General features: G+C 45.3%; 16 protein-coding genes, 1 tRNA gene and 1 pseudogene. 11 read left to right on the top strand and 7 right to left on the bottom strand.

Going from position 1 to position 22,481, the window contains the following annotated elements:
• Nucleotides 1-39: 39 nt before the first annotated feature.
• The gene (locus Q4Q49_RS18830; protein ID WP_312000111.1) at nucleotides 40-2,643 is read right to left on the bottom strand and encodes a TonB-dependent receptor; all 2,604 of its coding nucleotides are present in this window, start codon (nucleotides 2,641-2,643) and stop codon (nucleotides 40-42) included.
• 347 nt (nucleotides 2,644-2,990) lie between these two features.
• On the opposite strand from Q4Q49_RS18830, the gene Q4Q49_RS18825 reads away from it, so the two are divergent.
• Complete coding sequence (locus Q4Q49_RS18825; RefSeq protein ID WP_311900724.1) at nucleotides 2,991-4,775, top strand: cyanophycinase; 1,785 nt, start codon at nucleotides 2,991-2,993, stop codon at nucleotides 4,773-4,775.
• 325 nt (nucleotides 4,776-5,100) lie between these two features.
• Here Q4Q49_RS18825 and Q4Q49_RS18820 read toward each other — a convergent pair whose 3' ends face one another.
• Both Q4Q49_RS18820 and Q4Q49_RS18815 read right to left on the bottom strand, forming a co-directional pair.
• Nucleotides 5,101-5,601: a peptidylprolyl isomerase gene (locus Q4Q49_RS18820; protein WP_006081478.1), complete on the bottom strand. Its 501-nt coding sequence runs from the start codon at nucleotides 5,599-5,601 to the stop codon at nucleotides 5,101-5,103.
• A 115-nt stretch (nucleotides 5,602-5,716) separates the two neighbouring features.
• Nucleotides 5,717-7,120: a DEAD/DEAH box helicase gene (locus Q4Q49_RS18815; RefSeq protein WP_312000109.1), complete on the bottom strand. Its 1,404-nt coding sequence runs from the start codon at nucleotides 7,118-7,120 to the stop codon at nucleotides 5,717-5,719.
• Nucleotides 7,121-7,756: 636 nt separating this feature from the next.
• On the opposite strand from Q4Q49_RS18815, the gene Q4Q49_RS18810 reads away from it, so the two are divergent.
• On the top strand, nucleotides 7,757-9,529 hold the full coding sequence (locus Q4Q49_RS18810; RefSeq protein WP_312000107.1) for a DUF885 family protein: 1,773 nt from the start codon (nucleotides 7,757-7,759) through the stop codon (nucleotides 9,527-9,529).
• Between the two features lie 249 nt (nucleotides 9,530-9,778).
• Here Q4Q49_RS18810 and Q4Q49_RS18805 read toward each other — a convergent pair whose 3' ends face one another.
• A complete protein-coding gene (locus Q4Q49_RS18805; protein WP_311891780.1) occupies nucleotides 9,779-10,099 on the bottom strand; it encodes a hypothetical protein in 321 nt (106 codons plus the stop codon).
• Between the two features lie 230 nt (nucleotides 10,100-10,329).
• Here Q4Q49_RS18805 and Q4Q49_RS18800 point away from each other — a divergent pair, with 230 nt between their 5' ends.
• The 3 genes from Q4Q49_RS18800 to Q4Q49_RS18790 are packed head-to-tail and all read left to right on the top strand — an operon-like array spanning nucleotide 10,330 to nucleotide 13,325.
• Nucleotides 10,330-10,824: a putative 4-hydroxy-4-methyl-2-oxoglutarate aldolase gene (locus Q4Q49_RS18800; protein ID WP_312000105.1), complete on the top strand. Its 495-nt coding sequence runs from the start codon at nucleotides 10,330-10,332 to the stop codon at nucleotides 10,822-10,824.
• Nucleotides 10,825-10,881: 57 nt separating this feature from the next.
• Entirely contained in the window at nucleotides 10,882-12,705 is a 1,824-nt protein-coding gene (locus tag Q4Q49_RS18795) for an AsmA family protein (RefSeq protein ID WP_312000103.1), read from the top strand.
• Nucleotides 12,705-13,325 carry a BsuPI-related putative proteinase inhibitor gene (locus Q4Q49_RS18790; protein WP_259506558.1) on the top strand — a complete coding sequence of 207 codons (621 nt, stop codon included), beginning with the start codon at nucleotides 12,705-12,707 and terminating at the stop codon, nucleotides 13,323-13,325. The genes Q4Q49_RS18795 and Q4Q49_RS18790 overlap by 1 nt, the downstream gene beginning before the upstream one ends.
• A 141-nt stretch (nucleotides 13,326-13,466) precedes the next feature.
• Here the strand turns inward: Q4Q49_RS18790 and Q4Q49_RS18785 are convergent, their stop codons facing one another.
• Complete coding sequence (locus tag Q4Q49_RS18785) at nucleotides 13,467-15,014, bottom strand: LysM peptidoglycan-binding domain-containing protein (protein ID WP_063884328.1); 1,548 nt, start codon at nucleotides 15,012-15,014, stop codon at nucleotides 13,467-13,469.
• Between the two features lie 232 nt (nucleotides 15,015-15,246).
• The gene (gloB, locus tag Q4Q49_RS18780) at nucleotides 15,247-16,038 is read right to left on the bottom strand and encodes a hydroxyacylglutathione hydrolase (protein ID WP_312000102.1); all 792 of its coding nucleotides are present in this window, start codon (nucleotides 16,036-16,038) and stop codon (nucleotides 15,247-15,249) included.
• A 154-nt stretch (nucleotides 16,039-16,192) separates the two neighbouring features.
• Here gloB and Q4Q49_RS18775 point away from each other — a divergent pair, with 154 nt between their 5' ends.
• Both Q4Q49_RS18775 and Q4Q49_RS18770 read left to right on the top strand, forming a co-directional pair.
• The gene (locus Q4Q49_RS18775; protein WP_312000100.1) at nucleotides 16,193-16,933 is read left to right on the top strand and encodes a class I SAM-dependent methyltransferase; all 741 of its coding nucleotides are present in this window, start codon (nucleotides 16,193-16,195) and stop codon (nucleotides 16,931-16,933) included.
• Between the two features lie 30 nt (nucleotides 16,934-16,963).
• Nucleotides 16,964-17,872 carry a LysR substrate-binding domain-containing protein gene (locus Q4Q49_RS18770; RefSeq protein WP_220592872.1) on the top strand — a complete coding sequence of 303 codons (909 nt, stop codon included), beginning with the start codon at nucleotides 16,964-16,966 and terminating at the stop codon, nucleotides 17,870-17,872.
• 242 nt (nucleotides 17,873-18,114) lie between these two features.
• Here the strand turns inward: Q4Q49_RS18770 and rnhA are convergent, their stop codons facing one another.
• Nucleotides 18,115-18,585 (bottom strand): ribonuclease HI, encoded by a 471-nt coding sequence (gene rnhA / locus Q4Q49_RS18765; RefSeq protein ID WP_006081489.1) that lies wholly within the window; start codon nucleotides 18,583-18,585, stop codon nucleotides 18,115-18,117.
• 70 nt (nucleotides 18,586-18,655) lie between these two features.
• On the opposite strand from rnhA, the gene dnaQ reads away from it, so the two are divergent.
• The 4 genes and pseudogenes from dnaQ (at nucleotide 18,656) to Q4Q49_RS18745 (ending at nucleotide 22,440) form a co-directional block, all read left to right on the top strand.
• Complete coding sequence (dnaQ, locus tag Q4Q49_RS18760; RefSeq protein ID WP_106650381.1) at nucleotides 18,656-19,384, top strand: DNA polymerase III subunit epsilon; 729 nt, start codon at nucleotides 18,656-18,658, stop codon at nucleotides 19,382-19,384.
• 10 nt (nucleotides 19,385-19,394) lie between these two features.
• A complete protein-coding gene (locus Q4Q49_RS18755; protein WP_312000099.1) occupies nucleotides 19,395-20,765 on the top strand; it encodes a TIGR03503 family protein in 1,371 nt (456 codons plus the stop codon).
• A 330-nt stretch (nucleotides 20,766-21,095) separates the two neighbouring features.
• Nucleotides 21,096-21,172: transfer RNA gene (locus Q4Q49_RS18750), tRNA-Asp, on the top strand.
• A 242-nt stretch (nucleotides 21,173-21,414) separates the two neighbouring features.
• Nucleotides 21,415-22,440 (top strand): annotated as a pseudogene (locus tag Q4Q49_RS18745) (IS630 family transposase).
• Nucleotides 22,441-22,481 lie beyond the last annotated feature (41 nt).

The following is a 22,481-nucleotide window of genomic DNA, read 5'->3' as shown; positions in this document are numbered from 1 at the left end:
CACAATTAAACGCTGCGGCCAATGCCTCAAGTCAGTACATTAAAACTTGAAGGTATAACGTACGTTCCAGCGACGGCCTAACCAATCATGGACTGAGCTTGCATAGCCATTGGTTGGAGAGGAGGCGTAGGGCGGTTCTTCATCTGTTAGGTTACGCACTGACACCAAAAAGCTATGGTGCTCATTTAACTCATAACCAAGGCTCGCACTGAAGGTGAGCCAACTGTCGACGGTTTCGTTATCAAATTTAAAGTCACCATCACCCAATGAACTGATGTAGTGACCCGATAAACTGGCACTCCAATCGTTGAGCTGCCAGTCGGTTCCTAGATCAAGCACGCTTTCAGGGCGAGCAATTTCGGAGGCGCCACTTAACCGCCCTAATAAATCTTCCACAGGGGTTGAAGGTGTAACTTGTCTTTCAAACGATAGGGTTTCAGTACCCGCAACATAAAACTTAAATTCACCTGCGGTTTCAGTGTCTAAGCGATAGTCTAGCTTGTAGTCGATGCCATCAGTATTTTGATTGCCGACGTTAAAATAGCCAGTGCGTAAGAAGCTAATATCCCCTTGGCCATCAACAACACAGCCAAATTCATCTCCTAGTTCTGCAACGCTAGTCACGATTTTTGTACTGTCTTTAATACAGGCGTCCAAGGTGGTGTTGGTATCAATATCAACAATATCATCGTGCTCATAGCGCCAGTAATCGACGGTCAATTGTAGTGCTTCGGTGAGGTTCCAAGAGACGCCAACGTTAATGGCGGCAGACTTTTCTGCGGATAAATCCTTATTGCCTATGGTTTCTTGGTCAAACTCGAGTTCGCCAAACTCGGCGCCAGCAGTACCGCATAAGGCATTGTAAGGTTCAGCTGAACCGCAATTGATATACTGGCTGCTGAGCGATGTCCCTGCGCCTAATTGGGATAAGGAAGGAGCTCTAAAACCTGTACTCCATGATGCTCTTAATACTAAATCCTCAAGAGGGCGATAACGCATTGATATTTTAGGGTTAACATCGCCACCAAAGTCACTATAGTGGTCGTAACGTAAAGCTGCGATCACATCTAAGGTGTCGGTAATGGGGAAATTAAACTCGCCATACACAGCATATTGCGTCCGGTCTGCTTCGGCATCACTTGCGCCTAAGCCGATAATTTCGTTATTCACTGCATTGATGGATGGCCTATCAAATATTTGCTCTTTTCGCAGCTCTCCACCAAAAACCGAGCTTACTGTACCTGCGGGTAATGCAAACAGATCGCCACTGATATTAAAATCCAGCGACAACACCTCTGATTCACCTTTACGAATGCCGGGATCGCGCAGGGCAGCAATTTGTGCAGCGCTACTATCACGGCCTAAATTGAACGGATTAAATTCATCCGCCGCCACGGCGGCATCCAGTTTAGTGGCATTCATATAGCCAGCAACATTATTGATTTCGTTTGTAGATTTGCCATAACTCGCCGCGGTTTCCCAGCTCCAGTCGGCAAGTTCACCGCGCAGTCCAGCGAGGACTCGATAGCTCTGAGTGTCATATTCCTGTACTCGACGCTCAGGGAAACGAGTTCGAACAGTGATAACGTCGCTGACACTGCCATCTAGCATGTCAATGTCGTGAACATACTGGGGAATGTTGGCAGAATCACCAGCAACATCCACTGTATATCCCGCAGGCGCCTCATAGGCTGAACCGGTATTCTTTTGATACATGCCTTCAGCAAAAAATTCCAATCCATTATCTAGACGATAAATATGATTAAAGGTCGTGCCTATGTTCTCAAAGTCAGGTTGGATAGCGCGTTGAATAACATAGTCATAATTGCAACGTGTACCACTTTTTTGAGTATCGTCCCCACACCAAGACTCAGCGTAATCTTCACCATCTATGGTCATACGAGTGCTGGATTCAAAGGTGACATTAACAGGTCTATCGCTATTAAAGATGGCGTTTCGCGTCGCATAATCGACTACAACCGTAGTATTGCTGTTTTCTGTGGCAAAGCCGCCAGCGTAGGTCAGATTCTTACGGCTGGCATCGTGATCGGAAGTATCATCCCCATATTGGGCACTGAGCTCATGCCCGACAAAATCCTTACGGAGGATAAAGTTAATTACCCCGGCAATGGCATCCGAACCATAGATGGACGATGCGCCATCGGTTAACACATCGATGCGTTCAATGGCAGATAAAGGGATTGAATTGACGTTCACAAACGAGTCAGAACCATTAGAGAATGAATCAACGGCGACTCTTCGGCCATTAACTAGCACTAAGGTTGAGCTTGAACCCAATCCGCGCAAACTGACGCCGGATGCGCCAGCTGGTGCTCCATCGGCACCACCTACACCCCCAGTTTCCGAGAAAGTCCCCGCACTTGAAGCTTGGGGGAGATCGCGTAGAAACTCACTCACACTCTCGTAACCGCGTTTAGTAATATCATCCTGGGTAAAACTTTGTAGTGGATTGGCGCCTTCCATATCCACCCCTTTTAGGCGTGAACCTGTGACTGCGACTCGCTCGACCGGTGCATCTGCGGCAGGTTGCTCAGTTGTTTTTTCTAGTTCATTGGCTACAGCTAAAGCAACGGGCGACAAGGCCAACCCAAAAACAGCGCACAAAAATACAGAACTTCTCATGATAAGCTCCCGATAAATCTATTATTAGAATTTTTTAGACGTGGCTAAGCTGCGCGTGAGTCAATACGCATGGCATTAGTTAATGTTTTGCAGAAAGCGCAACGTCAATCAAATGATTGAGAGGGGAGCAAGACGGCTAGACTAGACTCCACCAAACACAAGGTGTTTAGCGGTTATTCGTCCCACCATTCGGACAGATACCATGTGCGGTAGTGGTATCTTTGGAAAAGAGTTGTTTCTGTTTTCATGTAATAAACGGAAGTCTTTTGTTATTGACCTGTTAAAAGACTATCCGTAACATGAGCCTTGAGTCAATACATGGCGCACACTTTTTATTGAGTGCCACTATGAAAAATCGTTGCTTAAAAAACTTATCTTTTTTGCTCAATAGCTTAAGTATTTCTTACTTTACTCTTTTGCTATTTATCGTCCCAAGCGCGCAGTCAGCGCCAGTGAAATCACTGAGTTTATCGATACCCACTCATCAACCATTTGATCTTATGCTGGTGGGCGGAGGGATGAAAACCTGCAGCTCTCAAGCTCCCGCAAATTGCCAATCGGAAGTCAAATTCTCAGCCGATGCCAAACGCGAAACACGTTATGTGTTCAACGTTTCGTGGCTTGAACGTGCACTAAAACACCCAAGATTACAGTCGTTAAACGAGCAACAAAAAGCGAACTTGCGACAAGCGGCCAAAGCACTTCCTCCTGTCAGTAACAGTCTTAAAAATAGTGATGTTGAAATTGGCCGTTTACATAGTGACAGCTTAACCTTGGCAAGCCTTGAACAAGCCATTGTAAAGATAGATAAGCAATTTCTGGCGCATTTGAGCGACCAACAATATTACACACTGCTGGATTTACTTGAAGAAAAGCAAATGCTTGCTGACGGCACGCTGTTACAAGAACAAGTGTTACTTGATTCCACAACCAATTCTCATGCCGCGACGCTTTATCAATTATTTACGCAGCAAGCGTTAGCAAAGCGCCAGCAAAGTAACCCCAATGCCAAACGTCCACTGATCGCCGTTGTGACCGCCTCTGCGCGCGATCCCTTTGAAGCGGCCCATTACTATGTCAGCGTATTTGAGCAAATAGGGGCCGAGGTCATTTGGCTGCCTTTAGATGCTGCACTGCAAGCGGGTATCGCTACCCGTCAGTGTGACCAACTCGAAATGTTTAGACAGCAAATACAAGGTAATACGGATAGGGCGAGGCTTTATCCAAAGCAAGTTGAGCTACAAAAGGATTTTTGTGCCAGCCCCATTAAACTCTATCAATTGCTTAATCAAATAGACGGACTCTTTTTAAATGGCGGCGATCAGAGTCTGACATTAAAGGCGTGGACTACGTCGGATGAATCACCCAGCGAAGCATTAAGCATCATCAAGAAACGTCTTTCCAAACAAGAAATTGTTATCGGTGGCACCAGCGCTGGCACTGCTGTGATGGCTGATAAAAATATGATCACCGGTGGCACAAGTGACGGGGCATTGAGTTTTGGCGTTTTCGCGACCGAAGCGCCAAGTGAGCGTTGTGAAGTCGCTAATTGTGATACCTCAGTTCCTGCAACGGCGGTCACTTATCGCGAGCAAGGTGGGCTTGGATTTTTCCCCTTTGGTATACCCGACACACACTTTTCACAACGAGACCGTTATTTAAGACTCTTGCTCCTTAGCGCCAAGAGCGATAGCAAAATGGCATTTGGGGTCGATGAAAATACAGCATTATTGGTCGATTTATCACATCGTTCGCTCTCAGTGGTCGGTGAGCATGGAGTATGGGCATTAGCGCAAGTTGAGCGATTGAAACAAAGCCAAGCTAACTCTGAAATAAATGCGATTTCGCACTATCTCACTCCGGGTTCATATGCCGAAATTGACGTCACTGGTGAACATTTGACTCATATCCGCCTAGCTCAGACTGCCAAATTGACGCCAATAATGAGTAAGCAGAGTGACTTTTTTACTTGGGTCAGCAATGCGTGTCGGCAAGGTATATATTCAACATCTCTGAGTGATAAGTACGAATTAACTATTACTCCAATGGCGACATTAAGTTGCCAAGGCATTTTAAATCAAGAACGCGGATATCAGTCGATGGGTTTAACACTAAAAGCGTTAGAACAATGACAGTGAGTTGAATTAATTTTAGTGGGATGGCTATGATATCAATAGGATAAGCAAATTGATTATGGTTGAGTGTATATTAGGTAGATTTTAAAAATTTGAGAGGATAATTAATCTACTGATTTTAAGTTAAGAAGCTTTAATTTAAGAGGTTTTAATTTAAGTGATTGAGGTTAAATTAGGTAAAGTAAATTTATATTAAGCAGTGTTTATTAAGTATGGTTTTTTGCGAACTAATTAATTTTCAAAACCGCTACGAAAAAATGAATCGCTCAGTCAAAACTGAGCGATACATTATATCAAAAGAAAAGTCTTATCGTTTTAACGATCAGCTTTGGATATTAATCGTCACTTTCTCGATAACTATGGGTTCGCGGGGCACGTCTTCGTGGCCGGCGACAGTGGTAGTTTTGACTTTTTCAATCTGTTGGATAATGTCCATTCCCGCTGTGACCTTACCAAATACCGCGTAACCCCAACCGTTATTGGTGGTGGCAGTGTGGTCTAAAAAGTCATTATTGGCTGTGTTAATGAAGAACTGCGCCGTGGCCGAATGAGGCGCATCGGTGCGAGCCATAGCGATAGTGCCTATGGTGTTACTTAGGCCTTTGTTGGCTTCGTTCACGATAGGCTCGTGGGTCGGCTTTTCTTTCATTTTTGCGGTAAACCCGCCGCCCTGAATCATAAAACCTTTGATAACACGGTGAAAAATCGTATGTTCAAAGAAGCCTTCTTCACAATAGCGGACAAAGTTTTTTGAACTGACAGGCGCATGTTCAAAGTCGAGTGCTATGGTGATGTCGCCTAAATTGGTGCTGAATGTAATCATGCTAATATCTTCTATCTTAATGAGTTTTTATTTCTAACAAGTCACTACTGGTACTAGATCATGACTTTTTACGGGATCGTGACTTTGTACGGGATCATGACTTTATATTAGGCCATCAGTTCGTTTTAGAACCGCTGTTCCACGGATTAAAGGGCGCACTGCGACCCGTAGTCTCGCTACTGTTATCAGTCTGCGCGGATTGTGGACGCGCTACAGCGGCTTTTGCCTCAGGCTTTGATTTAGCGCTGCGATGCTTTTTCGCATGGGCGGTTTCAAAGGAGCCTTCTTTCGCGGGGCGTGAGGTTCTAGCCTCAGGAGCGCGGGCTTTAAAGGTTTTTGGCGTGGTATTTTTCGGCACAAAATCGAGGATAGAAACTGGCACTTCTTTGTTCGGCACAAAACCTTCAATTTCTTTACGCACTATGATGTGGCCTAGGCGGCGCTCGATAGCACACAGGTTTCTAAAATCATCTTTGGAAACAAAGGAGATGGCTTCGCCGCAGGCGCCAGCACGACCGGTTCGGCCAATACGGTGAATATAATCATCGGCTTCATCGGGCAGATCATAGTTGACCACGCGGGTAAGGGCGTCGATATCGATACCGCGAGAAGCCACGCCGGTCGCAACTAAAAAGCGCAGTCTTCCGGACTTGAAATCGACTAATAATTGCTCGCGTACCGCTTGGCTGCGACCACTGTGAATGGCTTCGGCGGCAATACCGCGTTTTTCGAGTTGGCAGACCAGTTTGGCGGCGCCTTGTTTAGTCTGGATAAAGATCAGCGCCTGTTCCCACGTTTGCTCAGTGATGAGTTTGCTTAACAGGGCTGATTTTTTATCTTTATCGACAGTGATCAACCATTGGTCGATTTGCGGTGCGTTCGCACTGTCGCGGGCAATTTCAATCTCAACAGGGTTTTCAACCGCTGTTTTCGCTAAAAAGCGCACTTGCTTAGATAAGGTTGCCGAAAACAACAGATTTTGGCGTTCTGTTGGCAGACGTTCGATGATCTTATTGATGTCTTCGATAAATCCCATATCGAGCATTCTATCGGCTTCGTCTAGGACTAATACCGAGATCTCATCGAAATGAATCGCTCTTTGGGTATACATATCGAGCAATCTGCCGGGTGTCGCTACCAGAATATCAACGCCTTCAATAAGACGTTGTTTCTGTGGTGCGGCATCGACGCCACCATACATGGCCATAGAGGTCAGCGGCAGGTATTTTGCGTATTTGGCAATATTGTCTTCTACTTGAACGGCCAATTCGCGGGTTGGGGTTAAGATCAAGGCGCGAACGCGTTTAGCCCGAATTTTCGGCATATCGGCAAACATTTGCAGTATTGGCAACACAAAACTGGCGGTTTTACCTGTACCCGTTTGCGCGCCAGCCAGCAGGTTTTTACCTTTCAAGATCACCGGAATGGCTTTTTCTTGGATTGGAGTAGGTTGTGAATAGCCGAGCTCAGTGATGGCTCTTAAAATCGGATCGCTTAATCCAAGTTTGGAAAATGGCATTGAATGTCTCAGGTAAAGGGTCAGGTCAATAATGTATAAGCAAACTGTTACGCCAACGCGTTAACAGCGGAGCAGGGCGATATTATATACCCAAACAACCTGAAGATGCAGGATTCAGCGGTAATTTAACGCACTTTGGGCAAGGCCATTTATTGCTCCTGCATAAATGGCATTCACGCCATCCATGGCGATTTCGGTTATTTACAGACCTAGTGGGCTAAGTTAAAAATAACCAACGCGGCATAAAGTGCGTTACCCCGTGGTTAACATCAGCCGCCGGAACGGAGCGCCTAGGGCACTCCACTTCTATGTTGCATCAATTCAAAAGGTAGCCGACATTCTGTCATTGATGTGCCTTGAATTGGAGCCCCTAGGCGCTCTGAAACTCGTATATTCAGGTAGCTTGGGTATATCAGGAGGTGAAACAGAATTGGCGATTATCATTATCTGATTTCGTTTGGCAAAGTGGGAATTTTACCTCGAATAGATGAATGGTAAGCGGCATAAATATCGAGAACTCACAATTTTGTAACCGTAGATGTATTCGCGGCTAACACTGCTGCAATTATTGGGACAATATGATTAACTTAGGTAATTTTTGCATGCCTGTTAAATATCAACAAAGGACCCATAATAATGAAAAAATCCGCTATTTCCCTTGCGATAGTGTTATCGCTGGCCGGCCTTGCTGGTTGTCAATCCCAAACCAGTCAAACTAAACCTGTGGTTGCAGCTGAAGTTAAAGCCCAGTCATTTGAGCAATTTTCAGCCTCCTTTATTGATTCACTGTGGGAGTTATCACCGACGTGGGCCTTATACAGTGGCAAGCATGTTAATGATGGCTACCTTGAAGTCCCCGATGCGGCTGGTCGTGCGAAAACACTCGCGTTTGTGAAAGCACAACAAGCCAAATTGACCCAGTTCGAGCAAAAGTCGCTGACGCCAAATGAACTGATTGATTATCATCTGATCGACAATTTACTCGGCAGCATGGCATGGGAAATTGACAGTTTTAAATCTTGGCAGTGGGATCCTTCAAGCTACAACGTATCGGGTGGTTTTGCCCAAATCATCAATGAAAACTTTGCCCCATTAGATGACAGATTACGTTCTGTATTAGCGCGTTTAGAAAATGTACCAGCTTATTATGCAGCCGCGCAGGCAAACATTAGCAAGCCGACATTGGAACATACCGAATTAGCTGTGATGCAAAACCAAGGTGCATTTTCGGTGTTTTCCGATGACTTATTAAAACAGGTCGCCGATTCAGGTCTGACGGCTACAGAAAAAGCGTTATTTAACACACGGTTTGATGCTGCCACTGCCTCGATTAACGGCCATATCGCTTGGTTAGACAAATTAGTGGTTCAACTCAAAACAGACGGAGCCCGTAGTTTTAGAATTGGCGAGGAGCTATATGAGCAAAAATTTGCCTTTGATATCCAAGCGGGCATGACTGCAAAACAGCTGTATCAAAAAGCCGTGGCAGATAAAGACCGTGTTCAAGGGGAAATGGCAAAAATTACCGATAAGTTATGGCCTAAATATTTTACTACGGCAAAACCTGCTGACAGTAAGCTCGCCATTCGGCAGTTAATCGATAAATTATCGACTCAGCATGTTCAGCGCGATGAATTCGTGAATGAAGTGCGTAAGCAAATTCCAGAGTTAATTGAATTTGTAAATAAGAAAAACCTAGTCACATTAGATCCTAAAAAGCCACTTGTCGTCCGTGAAACACCCGAATATATGCGTGGTTATGCTGGTGCTTCTATTAGTGCACCAGGACCTTACGATAAATCTGGTAATACTTATTACAACGTGACGCCGCTCGATGGTATGAGTGATGCGTCTGCCGAGAGTTATTTACGTGAATATAATCACTGGATCCTGCAAATCCTCAATATTCATGAAGCTATCCCTGGGCACTACACTCAATTAGTTTACTCGAACCAATCACCGAGTTTAGTGAAAAGTTTATTCGGTAATGGCGCTATGGTCGAAGGCTGGGCGGTATATACCGAACGCATGATGCTCGAAGAAGGTTATGGTAATTTTGAGCCTGAAATGTGGCTGATGTACTACAAGTGGAATTTACGTGTTATCTGTAACACTATTTTGGATTACAGCATCCATGTGAAAGGCATGACCGAAGAGCAAGCCATCGCCCTGATGATGAACGAAGCCTTCCAACAACAGGCAGAAGCCGAAGGCAAGTGGCGCCGCGCCACGCTTAGCCAAGTTCAGCTGACGAGCTACTATTCTGGTTATCGTGAAATCTATGATTTCCGTGACGAATACAAGAAAGCGCAAGGCAAAGATTTTGATCTTAAAACCTTCCACGAACAATTCTTGAGTTACGGCAGCGCGCCAGTGAAATATATTCGTCAATTAATGCAAAACAAATAAGTCTGCCTATTGGTATAAATAAGCAGAGCTCAGGCTCTGCTTTTTTATGCCGAATCGTTGCACACATTACAGTGAGGAAGTGAAACCAACACAGTTACTGATGAAATGAAATCGTTAACACTCAGCAAATAATGGCAAACAGATCCTATTGCCATATAACTGAAAATTTATATATTTTCGTTATATGGCATATGCAGGTGTTAGCCGAAAAAATTGACGGCTTAATGATAGAGCAGAATAGCGTTATGTTTAATTTTTAGATTTAGATGATGTCATCAGAGCTAAGACTTCATCGTAAGAAATGTTAAATTCTCTCGACAAGTTAATGATTTTTGTTTTGTAGGTTTGAATGTTTTCTTGCTGAGCTAATTGATGTTTCTTTTCTTCAACTAACTCGTTAACTGTTTCTTGTAATATCAATAATCGACGTAAACTATAGTCGAGGGATTTAATATATTTACCCATTTGTTGCTTGTTACGTGCTTGCTCAAGATCCGTTGAGACTTTTTTATCATATCCATATTCATCAAGAGCCGCGATTGCGCTCTGTAAATCAATATCAGTAGTCATTTGGTTTTCGCTTTATAACAAAGAGGTGTGAGAACAGATTGATGAAACATTCTTATGAAACATTAACAGGTGTCATAGGACGTTAACTATCGCAGATTATAGTGCCTATGCCAATATACACCAAGCGTTTGCTGGTTAAAATTAAATAAAAAATGCTGATTTTGGCTTTGCCCTTGTCGGGGTCTACAATTATGGTTAGTCTAAAGTGATAGGCTATTATGGAGATTCAAATGCTTGATCTACTACCAGATTTATTTGACCACTATCCGTCTAAATTACAGTTACTTCCCCTCGCATTTAAACCCTATGGCGCTAAGCGGCTGTTTTGGGGCGAGATAGTCACAGTCAAGTGTTTTGAAGATAATTCTAAGGTAAAAGAAATGCTTGCACAGGATGGGCATGGTAAAGTTTTGGTTGTCGATGGGGGCGGTTCTCTGCGCCGCGCCTTGTTAGGCGATCTTATCGCGCAAAGCGCACTAGATAATGGCTGGCAAGGGATAGTGATCAATGGATGTGTTCGTGATGTGGCCCGATTAAATACTTTTAGTTTAGGTGTTTATGCCTTAGGTGCCATGCCGATAAAAACCGAGAAGTTAGATCAAGGCCAAATTAACGTTGCTGTCGATATGGGCGGCGTAATGGTTAAGCCCGGTATGATGCTGTATGCCGATGAAAATGGTATTGCAGTAAGTGATGAGATGTTGAACTTTGCATTTTTAAATTAACATTTTTAAATGAATTAGTTGCTTTAAATTCAAGTTGTTTTTGATAAGGATATTTATATGAAATTCATTAAGTGGCTCCTGGCCTTAGTGGTGACGCTCATTCTTTTAGTCACAGTGTATCTCACCGTATTTTTCGACCCTAATGATTTTAAACCTGAAATAGTTGATGCAGTCAAAAAACAAACGGGTCGTGAATTAGTCATCGCTGACGATTTATCCTGGACCTTTTTCCCTGTTATCGGCATTAATTTAGGGGGCGTGTCTTTATCTAATCCTGAAGGCTTTACCCCTAAGGCTATGTTAGAAGTCAACAAAGCCGTTGCCGAAGTGGCGTTGATGCCATTGTTTAGTCAGAAAATTGAAATTGCCGAATTGAGTCTCGATGGCGCAACCATTAATTTAGTGACTCGCAAGAATGGCACCAGCAGTTTTGATGGATTAAGTGGTGATAATAGCAAACAAGCCGCAACTCCAGCGACCGAAACTTCCTCAAATGCCAAATTGAACGATATTAATATTGGCGGTATTTCAATCACCAATACCCAAATTAATATGATTGACGAAGCGAAAAAGCAAACTCAAGTCTTTACCTTAAAAAGCTTCACCTTAGGTGAATTCGCTTTAGAACAATTTGCGCCCATTGCCTTTGAATTTAGTGCAACTATGCCGGACATGACGGTAAGCAGCGAAGGCAAAGGTGAGCTAAAACTAAGCCGAGACTTTACGCAACTCGTCGTCAATGGGCTCAAAATTGACACTGTGGTGGAAGGTGAAAGTATTCCCAATAAGAAACTCGAAACATCGATTAGCTTAGCGACGCAAATCGAGTTAGATAAACAGCAATTGTCCGTCGATATTGTGCAGCTTACCGCGGCGAGCATTACGGCTGCGGGTAAAGTTGGCGTGAATTACGCCACAAAAATTCCGCAAATCAATGCTGATTTTCAAGTCGGCGATATCGATTTAGATACGCTGTTACCTAAAACGGAGACCGCTGCTGTAACAGAACAAGCACCCGCGGCTAGCACTCAGGCAGTTGAGCCTGATCTCTCAGCCCTTAAGCAGCTTGATGTAAAACTCAAGTTGACCGTTAAGTCTATTAAGGTCGCTAATCTGTCGACTCAAAATTGGTTGATGGATGTTGGAATTAAAAATGGCGTGTTAGATCTAACGAAACTGAATGCGGATTTATACCAAGGTAAGTTGCTGGTGAGCGCTCAGGTCGATGCACGTCAAGCGGTGGCAAGTTATCAATTCGATAAAAAAGTGACGGGTGTACAAATTCGTCCTTTGCTGAAAGATGCGGCGGATGTGGATTTACTGGCGGGTACGGCCAACTTTGATGTGAAGGGTAAAGGTAAGAGTTTGATCCCTGAGCAGTTAAAGAAAAATCTATCAGCCAATGGCCATTTTGATATTAATGACGGGGCTTTGTACGGGGTTAACATTCCGCAGATGATCCGTAGCGCCCAAGCTAAGTTAAAGGGTGACTTATCGCCAGAAACCAAGGAAGAGCGCAAAACCGACTTCTCGAGTCTGAGTGGCAGTTTCTTGCTGGATAACGGCGTTGCCACTAATCCAGATCTTGCCATGTCTTCACCTTTATTGCGTTTGGCGGGCAAAGGTACGGCGAATATATTGACTGAAGCCTTAGACTACAGATTGACGACTAGCCTAGTGAATTCATTAAAAGGTCAGGGCGGTAGCGACAAAGATGCGCTGGCTGGAATTGACATTCCGTTGGCTATTACCGGGACTTTCCAAAAACCTGAATATGCCTTGGATACTCAAGCGTTACTGAATAATCAGTTAAAAGAAGAAACCGACAAAGCTAAGGAAAAATTAAAAGACTCCTTACTGAAAAAACTAGGAGGTTTCTAATGGTTGCTCCAATGCGCTACGCATTGCTTGTTTGCGCGAGTGCTTTTGTCGGCGGGCAACTTGTTGGGTGCTCGGCGCCTGAAGCTGCTGATACGAGTCAGTCTACCAAGGGCGAGACGACAACAGCCGCGGCGGTTCAGCCTGAGATCGTTCGCGCTGCCGATCTTGCGCTCGATGTTTCAGGTCTTAAAAGTACACCGACATTAAAGGTTGAACCTATGACGACTGATGCTACGCCAGGACTGCTTCGCGGCGAGTTAGCCTTAGAGCCATTTGTGGATTTCAAGCAGCCAGTTAAGGCAACGTTGACTGTGACCAATCCACAAACCTATGCCGTCGGCCTGCGTTACAACTCAGGAATGACGGCGGATTTGTGGCTGGTAACGCAAGAGGGCAAACGTCTATGGGCATGGTCCGATGATATGATGTTTACCCAAGCGTTACGCGATAGCCAATTGGCAGCGGGGAAAGTGATCACCACTTCCTTTAGCATTCCGCCCAAAGCGTTTGCTGGAATACCCGCTGGCGGTGCTCGTTTAGAAGCGCATTTTGCCGCTAAGGCATTAGAATCCGATGCCGTCGTTATGGCGCCTGTTGTCTTATTACTGACGATGGAATAACGCCGCCTCTCATAATCTGGAAAGCTCATAATAGAAAAAGGCAGCAATCCGATAGGGTTGCTGCCTTTTTGTTATCTGTGGCTCAATCTTGCTAAGGGTTTATATTGCACCAATCAGTTCGAACTATGAACCTGTTTAGCCTTATGCGTTTAACTTACTTTCATCGACTACTAATTTAATCACTTGGCCTGGTTGCAAATATTGTGATTGCGCTAGGCTATTCCATTCTAATAGCTCGGCCACAGTCACGTTAAATTTGCTGGCGATACGGGCAAGTGAATCACCGGATTTGACCTTATAACTCACAGTGCGAATTTGCGCAGTTTGCTCAAGATTTTTCGGCGCTAAGATCACCAGTTTTTGACCATTTTGTAGCTTGTCACTCTTACCTAATTTGTTCCAAACGCTAAGTTGTTTCACTGTCACTTTATGGGCTTGGGCGATTTCAGAAAGTGTGTCACCAGACTTAACCTGATAGGCAATTTTTGTCGATTCAGTCGCAGCGTGCGATTTCTTCGGCAATTGTTGCTGAGTCGACAGGGCATAGAGCTGTTTGTCTTGCGCATCGACAGGAATAATCAAATGCTTACCCGCGACTATGGTATTGTTTTTCATGCCGTTGGCGGCGCGAATTGCATTAATAGTCGTGTGGTGCTGCTTCGCAATTTTGCCAATACTGTCACCTGATTTGATCGTGTAGCGTAGCCAACTGATCCTATCTTCGGTTTCTGTTTCGGCGAGTGCTTTCTTAAATTCTTCCGATTTATCAATCGGCAATACTAAAGTGTGCGGCCCCAGTGGCGAAGTGGCCCAGCGGTTATAACCAGGATTGAGCTTTTGCAGCTCAAGTGTGGTCATGTTTGCTAAACCTGCCGCCATGGCTAAATCAATTTGGCTATCAATATCAACTACTTCAATTGAAGGATTGTTGCTGATTGGCGCTAAGGTGATGCCATATTCATCGGCGTGTTTAATGACTTCTGCCAGCGCAAGCAGTTGCGGCACGTAGCGTTCGGTTTCACTGGGTAAATCCAATGACCAAAAGTCGGTTTTTAAGCCTTTCTTCTCGTTACGTTTAATCGCATTGAGCACCCGAGATTCACCCGAGTTATAGGCCGCAATAGCATAAAGCCAATTGTTATTGGTTTTATCGTAAAGATATTCCAACATGTCGAGCGCCGCAGTCGTTGAAGCGGGCACATCACGGCGACCGTCGTACCACCAGTTCATTTCTAAACCGAAATGGCTGGCCATAGGCGTGGTGAATTGCCACAAACCCGATGCCGCACTTGCTGAAGACGCCGATGGATCAAAGGCGCTTTCTATAATAGGTAATAGAGCGATCTCAATTGGAAGATGACGTTTTTCAAGCTCTTCCACGATCAGGTACATATAAGGTGCAGCCCGCTCTGAGATGATCTCTAGATGCTGCGGATTTTTGATGTACCAATCGCGATATTGGTTTACCAATTTTTGATCTGGAACCGGTAACTGCATACCTTGACGTATTCGCTCCCACACATCGGTAATTTGCGCCGACGGAGCCTCAGTTGCGAGGTAATATTCTGGGACTGTATTTTCGGTTGTGACGGCTTCAACTTCTGTCTGATTAACGCCATGGTTGTCTAAAGTCTGACAACCTGTGAGTAGGGCAAATCCCCCTACAACAACATAAAGTGATACTCTCATTGAAAACGGTAGTCCTCTGTTAGTGCATAGCTTTTCTTTATAGTAACAGTATGTTTTATATGAAGATAAAGACGACGCAGCGCGCAAAGTTTTCACGCAAAACGAGCCATTCTATGGGATCTTTTCGATCTTGTCCCTTAATTATCGTACATAATGTAAGGCCATTTTTGATTTACATCATCAAAAATGGGAAAAACTGTTTAAATTTCAAACTATAATATTGCTTTTGTGATCAAAAATTATCTTTCCACTGTCTGAGTAGGGTAAAACCGCCAAGTTCGTCTAAATTGGCATGATTTAGATCGCTAAAATGCTGTTTTATGCTGTCAACAATCTCAGTGTCGCTGGCACGTAGAAAGGGATTGATGGCGCGCTCTAAAGCGATGGTGGAGGGGATAGTCGCTTTGTCTTGGCGACGCAACGCTATGGCACGTTCGTTATAGTCTTGCAGCACGCAATTGTTGGGGTTGACCGCGAGGGCAAATTTGAGGTTTGAAAGTGTGTACTCATGGGCACAATACACCCGAGTGTCGGCGGGAAGCTGGGCAAGTTGCTGTAGTGAGTTGAGCATTTGCGCTGGCGTACCTTCAAATAAGCGTCCGCAGCCACCGCTAAATAAGGTATCACCGCAGAATAAGGCATCTGCAATAACGTAGGCGATATGTCCTGCTGTGTGCCCCGGTACATCTAAGACTTGCAGCTCGCCACTGATATAGTCGAGTGTAAATCTGGGCTGTGCTGTTGCGTGCAACGGATGGGTGATGCCTTCAATCTTCTCATTATCTGGGCCATACACTGAGAGCCTGTTTTGACTGTAGGCTTGAAGTTCAGCGACGCCACCCGTATGGTCATTGTGGTGGTGAGTCAGTAAAATGCCCACTAGCGTGAGTTGATTGGCCTCTAGATAGTCAATAACCACACTCGCATCGCCGGGATCGACGACATAAACCTGTGTATGCGGTTGTTGTTGTAACACCCAGATATAATTGTCATTAAAGGCTTTGATCGCTGTTATAGTGAGCATAGAACCGCCTATGTCTGTATTTCAATTCGAAGATAAAGGTATTATCCATGAGTAAACGGCCCTTGGCGATCTTTGCCGCTTTTGCCCTATGGCTAAATGGCAGCAATCTTTGACCCAATTGGATACTTGTCTACCAAGCTAACGGAGGAACTCTGTGTCGCATTTTAGTACTGAGCTCAAACCCGAACAATGGAGCGACTTACCCAATGGTGAGGCGTTACAACAAGCCGTTGCTAAACAACTTGAAGATTGGTGGCCAAGAGTCTTTGGTTATCATTTATTAAAGTTAGGGCCTTTGAGTGCCGAATTGTCGAGCATGGTATCGCCAGTCGCCCATCATTTTTCACTCTCGCCATCCAAAGGCGCTTCGATTGAAGGCGATTTTTGCCATTTACCCCTGCAGAATGCGGCGATAGATGCGGTGGTGATGAGTTTATTGCTCGAATTTGAACCCGATCCTTACCGTATTCTTCGCGAAACCGACAGGGTACTCATCGCCGGAGGCTATCTTTTTATCATCGGTTTTAATCCCTTGAGTCCGGTATTTTTGGGTAAGTTGTGGCCTAAGTATCAGGATTGCCTCCCATGGAATGGCCGCTTCTTTATGCCATCAAGGGTGCGAGATTGGTTAGGTTTATTGGGTTATCAAGTGGTGGGCGATGAACGTTTGGTCTATCACCCTTTAATGGGCGATTTCACCCAAGGCAAATTTTTTCAACAGAGTTTAGCGTCATGGCTGCCTAGCGCGGGCAGTTTGTATTTGATTGTGGCACGCAAACTTGAGTCGCCACTCACGCCTATCCGCGATAAACGTAAGGTGCGGCAGACAAATTGGACCACGGCACCGACCGCGGGACGTTCAGGGCATTTATCAGAGCATTCGAAAAATGGATAAGCCTTTTCTATTTTAAGTACAGGTTTTTATATGCGGATCACCCTAAGACAATTGGCGGTATTTGAGGCTGTGGCGCGTAGCGGCCAAGTCGCAAAGGCGGCGGAGCAAGTTAATTTATCACCACCTGCCACTTCTATGGCCTTGGCAGAGTTAGAAAAACAGCTCAATGCCCGCCTATTCGAGCGCATTGGTAATCGATTACAGCTGAACTCGCAGGGTAATTTATTGTTGCCACTGGCGACGGATTTATTGCACCGTGTCGAGCAAATTGAGCAGGCATTTACCTACCATGGCGGCGATTTGGTTGGGCGGTTAAGTATCAGTGCCAGTTCAACCATAGGTAACTATTTGATGGCGAAAGCCGCAGTGGCATTTTGTCAGCAACATACTCAAACCCATGTGGATGTGGCGATTACTAATACTCAAGATGTGATCCAAGCGGTTGCGCAGTTCCGCTCAGAAATGGGTTTTATTGAAGGCCATTGCACTGACAATCGCTTGAGTGTCGAGGCATGGCATAAGGATAGATTACTGGTGTTTTGCCATCCGGCGCATCCTCTAGCAGGGAAAGTCGTTAAACCGGCGAAAGTGAGAGGCCAGTCTTGGGTGCTACGTGAAGAAGGCTCGGGCACTCGTGAGTATTTTGTCAATGCTGCCAATGAGTTGGATATGCAGCCAGAAGCTAAGTTCTGCTTTACTACGCCGGATGCAATTAAACTGGCGGTGAAACAAGGTGCTGGGCTTGGGGTGTTATCTGAGCTGGCGCTAGAGAAAGAAATCAGCCGCAAAGAGTTAGCATTAGTCACGATTGAGGGATTAGTGCTGGAGCGGCAGTTTTATCGTATCACCCATAAGAGTCGTCAGGCGACATCCTTAGGTCAAGCTTTTGTGCAGTTTTGTGAGAATTTTTTCAATATCGCAGGTGTAGAAGTTAAATAAACTTTTTATAGCAATGGCCCTTGTGAACAGTAAGCCTAAGCGATTTGTTTTAGAAGTTAATGTTGAGGGTGGGCTTAAACGGTGAGATTAATCGCGAAATAAATCATCACGCCTAAGTATTTAGCTTAGGCGTGATGGCATCGAACTCACTTTTCTAATTCAGTTTTCTAACTTACTTTCGAATTTAGCTTGTATGAATTTGGGTTGTTCAAACTTAGCTCATTTAAGTAAGGGCCACAGAGTTAAGGCTGGTAGCCTAAGTCGGGTTGGGTTGGTTTAGATTCTGCCGCAGTGCGAGCTAACACGTCGCAACGTTCGTTTTCGGCGTGTCCTGCGTGGCCTTTAACCCATTGCCAGTCGATAGTGTGCATCTGTGAGGCTTTATCTAATCGTTTCCATAGATCAACGTTTTTGACTGGGGTACGGTTTGAGGTCATCCAGCCTTTTTTCTTCCAGCCATGGATCCACGTCATTATGCCTTGGCGCATATATTGGCTGTCGCTGGTGAGCACGACTTGGCAAGGCTCTTTCAAGCTTTCTAACGCTATGATGGGAGCTAATAACTCCATGCGATTATTGGTCGTGAGCGCAAAACCGTCGGACATCTCCTTTGTATGGCCTTTATAATTCATTACAATGCCATAGCCGCCAGGACCGGGATTGCCTAAGCAAGAACCGTCGGTGAAGATGTGGATCAGTTTTAGTTCAGTCATCAAATTGTTACCATAGCCGGGAATTTCGGCCGAGTATAACCAAAAATTGTCATAAGAAGCGCATAAAAACATGAATATTATCTCTAATGCTAGCCGTCAGGTTATTTTGGATACCGAAACCACAGGTATGAACCAGGGCAGCGGCGCCATTTATTTAGGCCATAGGATCATCGAGATAGGTTGCGTGGAAGTGGTGAACCGTCGTTTGACGGGACGTTATTACCACCAATATATCAATCCTGGGCAAGCAATCGATCCTGAAGCCATCGCCGTTCACGGTATTACTGATGAGCGTGTTTCTAAAGAGCCGCGTTTTCATCAAGTTGCCCAAGAATTTATTAACTTTATCGACGGTGCAGAAATCGTCGCCCATAACGCGAACTTCGACGTGAGCTTTATGGATCATGAGTTTTCACTGTTGCAGCCGCGTGGACCGAAAACCGCTGATATTTGTCAGATCCTCGATACCTTAGAAATTGCTAAGTTCCTGCATCCCGGCCAGAAAAACAATCTCGACGCTCTCTGTAAGCGTTACGGTGTGGATACGTCTCGCCGCGAGTACCACGGCGCTTTACTCGACGCCGAGATCCTCGCCGATGTTTATTTGATCATGACAGGCGGCCAGACAAAGTTTAATTTGTCTAACGAAGAAGCGGGGCAGGAAGCGGGTGGTATTCAACGTTTTGATCCGCAATCACTTAACCTTAAAGTGATCGGCGCATCGGCCGATGAATTGACTATGCATGAACAACGCCTTGATTTAGTCGCAAAATCAGGCAAATGCCTCTGGAGAGGATAGAAAAATCACTATGCCGATGTCGCGCCATAAACCCATTTTAGCGCTTTGCCTTGTTGTCACTACGCTGTTTGCCAGTGTGACGTCTGTATTGGCCGCCGAGGCTGAAACCGCTAAAAAAGTCGTCAAGCCGCCCAAGGCCGCGCCGATTATAGGATTGGAGACGGCTTCTGAGCTTAAAAACCGTTTTCGCATCGACCATATGGTCGATAACATGACGCTGTTAGTGGAGCGTGAATACGGTTCTGCACCGGTAGTCATTGTGTTGCCCGATGGCAGTAAATGGTACGCCAATCGCCATCCCGAAACCGTCAAGTGGGTCGATGGCATTACTGGCGATATTATTTACATTGAGTCGCCTATGCCTGGACCTTGGCAATTGGTGGGTAAAGTCGTCCCAGGTTCGACCCTCAAAAAACTCTCTAAACTCGAAATCGAAGTGCAGCCTTTGCCGCAGCCGATATTCCAAGGTGAGCAAGTGAAAATTGTCGCCCAGTTGATGGGTGATGCTCAGCGTGTGCGCATGCCGGGACTCGACTTTCTGGTGGAATGGACGGCTCATTTTGTGAGTAAGCACAGGGCCGGCGATGAGAACTTTGCCGCGGGTGACATTATTGTTGGTTCCTATAAAGACAATGGTGAAGATTATGATGAAAAACCCGATGATGGCGTATTTACCAGCAATCTCAATGTAAAGCAGCCTTGGGGTGATTATGAGTTTGTGGTACAGGCTCGCAACAACGTGTTTGAGCGGCAGATTTCATTTCCGTTTAGATTATCGCCGCGGCCAATTAATTTAGAAGTCATTACCCCAGACGATCCGTTAACGGGGCAATGGAAAATCATGTTGCACGTCGATAGTGCTGTGCTGCAGCTAGCTGAAACGCATTTTTCCTTTGAGCTAGTGGGTCCTGCGGGCTTACAACTGCCTTTGACCGTTAATGGTCTTACAGAGCCGGACTCTGAATTAGATTTACCGACTGTGACTGAGTTTGGTAGTTATCGAATTAAAGGTTTCGTGGCGACGACGACGATTACGGGTCGAGAAATCGTACTGGATTTGCCAGAACTGTTTTTCAACTTAATTCAGCCGCCAGAGCCGCCACCAAGCGCTGAAGAGTTGGCCGCCGTTGCTGCACAAAAAGCCGCAGAGGAAGAAGAACTTGCGAAGAAAGATGCCATGTTCTGGATCATCACGATCAACGCTATCTTATTGGTCTTGGGCGTCGTGGGATTAATTGTGTGGCGTAAACGCCAAAGTTTAGCGCAGGCCTTAGCTGCCGCTGAGTCACGTTTATTGGAAGAAGCATCGGCGACAGCTGCAGCGCCTTCGTTAGATGAAATCGATCTCACTATGCCAGATGAAGCGGATAAAGACCGATAGTTCGCAGTCACTTAATGTGTTTGATTAATCACTTTGAACTGCGGCGTTTCAGCGATATTTGGGACATAAATCAAGCTCAACTATTGATTTGGTTTTTTTTTAATCAAATGAAAAATCTAAGTAAAAAAACGGTTGACGCCCGCAGGGCTCAACCGTATTATTCTTCGCATCTTAAGCAGAAGCCTTGATAAGTCAGTTAAATTATCGTTCTGTTTAAAGAATCTGAAGCGTGGTTTAATTTTATTAGACTATCGCTTTGACATCAGCGGCCTATCACGCTGGGGTTAGCGGGTTTTGAAACATCGTCAGATGTTGGATATGGAAGAATTTGGAGCGGTAGTTCAGTTGGTTAGAATACCGGCCTGTCACGCCGGGGGTCGCGGGTTCGAGTCCCGTCCGCTCCGCCAACATTCATGAAGCCCAAGTTTATAAATAGCTTGGGCTTTTTGATTTCCCATCAGTTCCTATCTCATTTCTTTCTTCGTGACCGTGACCAAAATGTGTCCATTTTGTGACCATGACCCACTTTTGACCGAGGGTCATTTTTAAAATTTTGTTGATCATCTGTAGTGTCAGTCTATTTCACTTTTTATACCAATTATATTAATTATGTGATCTAATTCGTCATCAGTTTTTAATCATATAAAATATGAATCATTCCCACATCGCAGCCTTAGTAAAATCGGAGAAAAGCGCACGCAAACGTATACGCTATCTTGCCTTACTCCATTTCACTGAAGGTCATTCTCGTACCGCCATCGCAAGCATGCTTAAGGTCAGTAGAACCAGTGTCAATCGCTTGGTCACCGCCTATTTAATACGATTGGTATAACCCATGGGCTGACTGGCCTTGACGATGCGCCCAATCCCGGCCGTCCTGCGACACTCTCCAGCCCACAGCTGTTCGTACAGCACAGAAGTCTATCTGCACAAGGTGGCAGGTTGATGGCCAAGGATGTCGGCCTGTTTATTCAGTCTGAATTTGGCGTGACGTTCAAGCAAGCGAATATCTACCGCTTGTTACATCAACTTGGCTTCTCATGGATTACCACTCGCTCTCGCCACCCGAAACAATCTCAGGCTATACAAGAGGCTTTTAAAAAACTTCCGGATGGCAACGATCCTTAACACACCTGGGCACATTGCACTCGATCGCATTGACGTGTGGTTTCAAGATGAAGCCCGCTTTGGCCAACAGAATACCACCACCCGTATTTGGGCTGAGAAAGGGACTCGTCCACGAGCCGTCAAGCAGCAACAATTTGAATCTGCGTATTTATATGGCGCCGTGTGTCCGGCAAAGGGGGCGACACAAGCGATTATTGCCCCGCATGCCAATAGCGAATATATGCGCGAGCATTTAAAACTGATTTCAACCGCCACCGCATTTGGACGGCATGCGCTAGTCATCATGGACGGCGCGGGCTGGCATCAACAGGATTTGGCCGATGACTTTGATAATCTGACGCTTCTCAAGTTGCCGCCTTATTCACCGGAGTTAAATCCGATAGAGCAGGTATGGCAATGGCTGCGTCAACATGTGTTGGCTAATCGTTGTTTTAGTGGTTACGACGATATTGTCGAACAGTGCTCTATCGCATGGAATACCCTCATTGAGAAGAAAACAAGAGTGATAGAATTGTGTACCAGACAATGGGCAATTTTGACCAGTTAGTTAATGGAATTGGTATGTAGTGGCATAGTGAATCTGGCCAT

It is taken from the genome of Shewanella sp. SP1S1-7 (assembly GCF_031932105.1).
In the GTDB taxonomy this organism is placed as follows: Bacteria; Pseudomonadota; Gammaproteobacteria; order Enterobacterales; family Shewanellaceae; genus Shewanella; species Shewanella baltica.
This window is presented reverse-complemented; position numbering and strand designations above follow the sequence as displayed.

Bases quoted from the DNA above. Each gene is read 5' to 3' on its own strand.
- Q4Q49_RS18795 (WP_312000103.1), top strand. From the start codon at position 10,882: ATGAAATTCATTAAGTGGCTCCTGGCCTTAGTGGTGACGCTCATTCTT.
- gloB (WP_312000102.1), bottom strand. From the start codon at position 16,038: ATGCTCACTATAACAGCGATCAAAGCCTTTAATGACAATTATATCTGG.
- Q4Q49_RS18770 (WP_220592872.1), top strand. From the start codon at position 16,964: ATGCGGATCACCCTAAGACAATTGGCGGTATTTGAGGCTGTGGCGCGT.
- Q4Q49_RS18815 (WP_312000109.1), bottom strand. From the start codon at position 7,120: ATGCCATTTTCCAAACTTGGATTAAGCGATCCGATTTTAAGAGCCATC.
- Q4Q49_RS18820 (WP_006081478.1), bottom strand. From the start codon at position 5,601: ATGATTACATTCAGCACCAATTTAGGCGACATCACCATAGCACTCGAC.
- Q4Q49_RS18800 (WP_312000105.1), top strand. From the start codon at position 10,330: ATGCTTGATCTACTACCAGATTTATTTGACCACTATCCGTCTAAATTA.
- dnaQ (WP_106650381.1), top strand. From the start codon at position 18,656: ATGAATATTATCTCTAATGCTAGCCGTCAGGTTATTTTGGATACCGAA.
- rnhA (WP_006081489.1), bottom strand. From the start codon at position 18,585: ATGACTGAACTAAAACTGATCCACATCTTCACCGACGGTTCTTGCTTA.
- Q4Q49_RS18785 (WP_063884328.1), bottom strand. From the start codon at position 15,014: ATGAGAGTATCACTTTATGTTGTTGTAGGGGGATTTGCCCTACTCACA.
- Q4Q49_RS18805 (WP_311891780.1), bottom strand. From the start codon at position 10,099: ATGACTACTGATATTGATTTACAGAGCGCAATCGCGGCTCTTGATGAA.
- Q4Q49_RS18810 (WP_312000107.1), top strand. From the start codon at position 7,757: ATGAAAAAATCCGCTATTTCCCTTGCGATAGTGTTATCGCTGGCCGGC.
- Q4Q49_RS18790 (WP_259506558.1), top strand. From the start codon at position 12,705: ATGGTTGCTCCAATGCGCTACGCATTGCTTGTTTGCGCGAGTGCTTTT.
- Q4Q49_RS18825 (WP_311900724.1), top strand. From the start codon at position 2,991: ATGAAAAATCGTTGCTTAAAAAACTTATCTTTTTTGCTCAATAGCTTA.
- Q4Q49_RS18830 (WP_312000111.1), bottom strand. From the start codon at position 2,643: ATGAGAAGTTCTGTATTTTTGTGCGCTGTTTTTGGGTTGGCCTTGTCG.
- Q4Q49_RS18755 (WP_312000099.1), top strand. From the start codon at position 19,395: ATGCCGATGTCGCGCCATAAACCCATTTTAGCGCTTTGCCTTGTTGTC.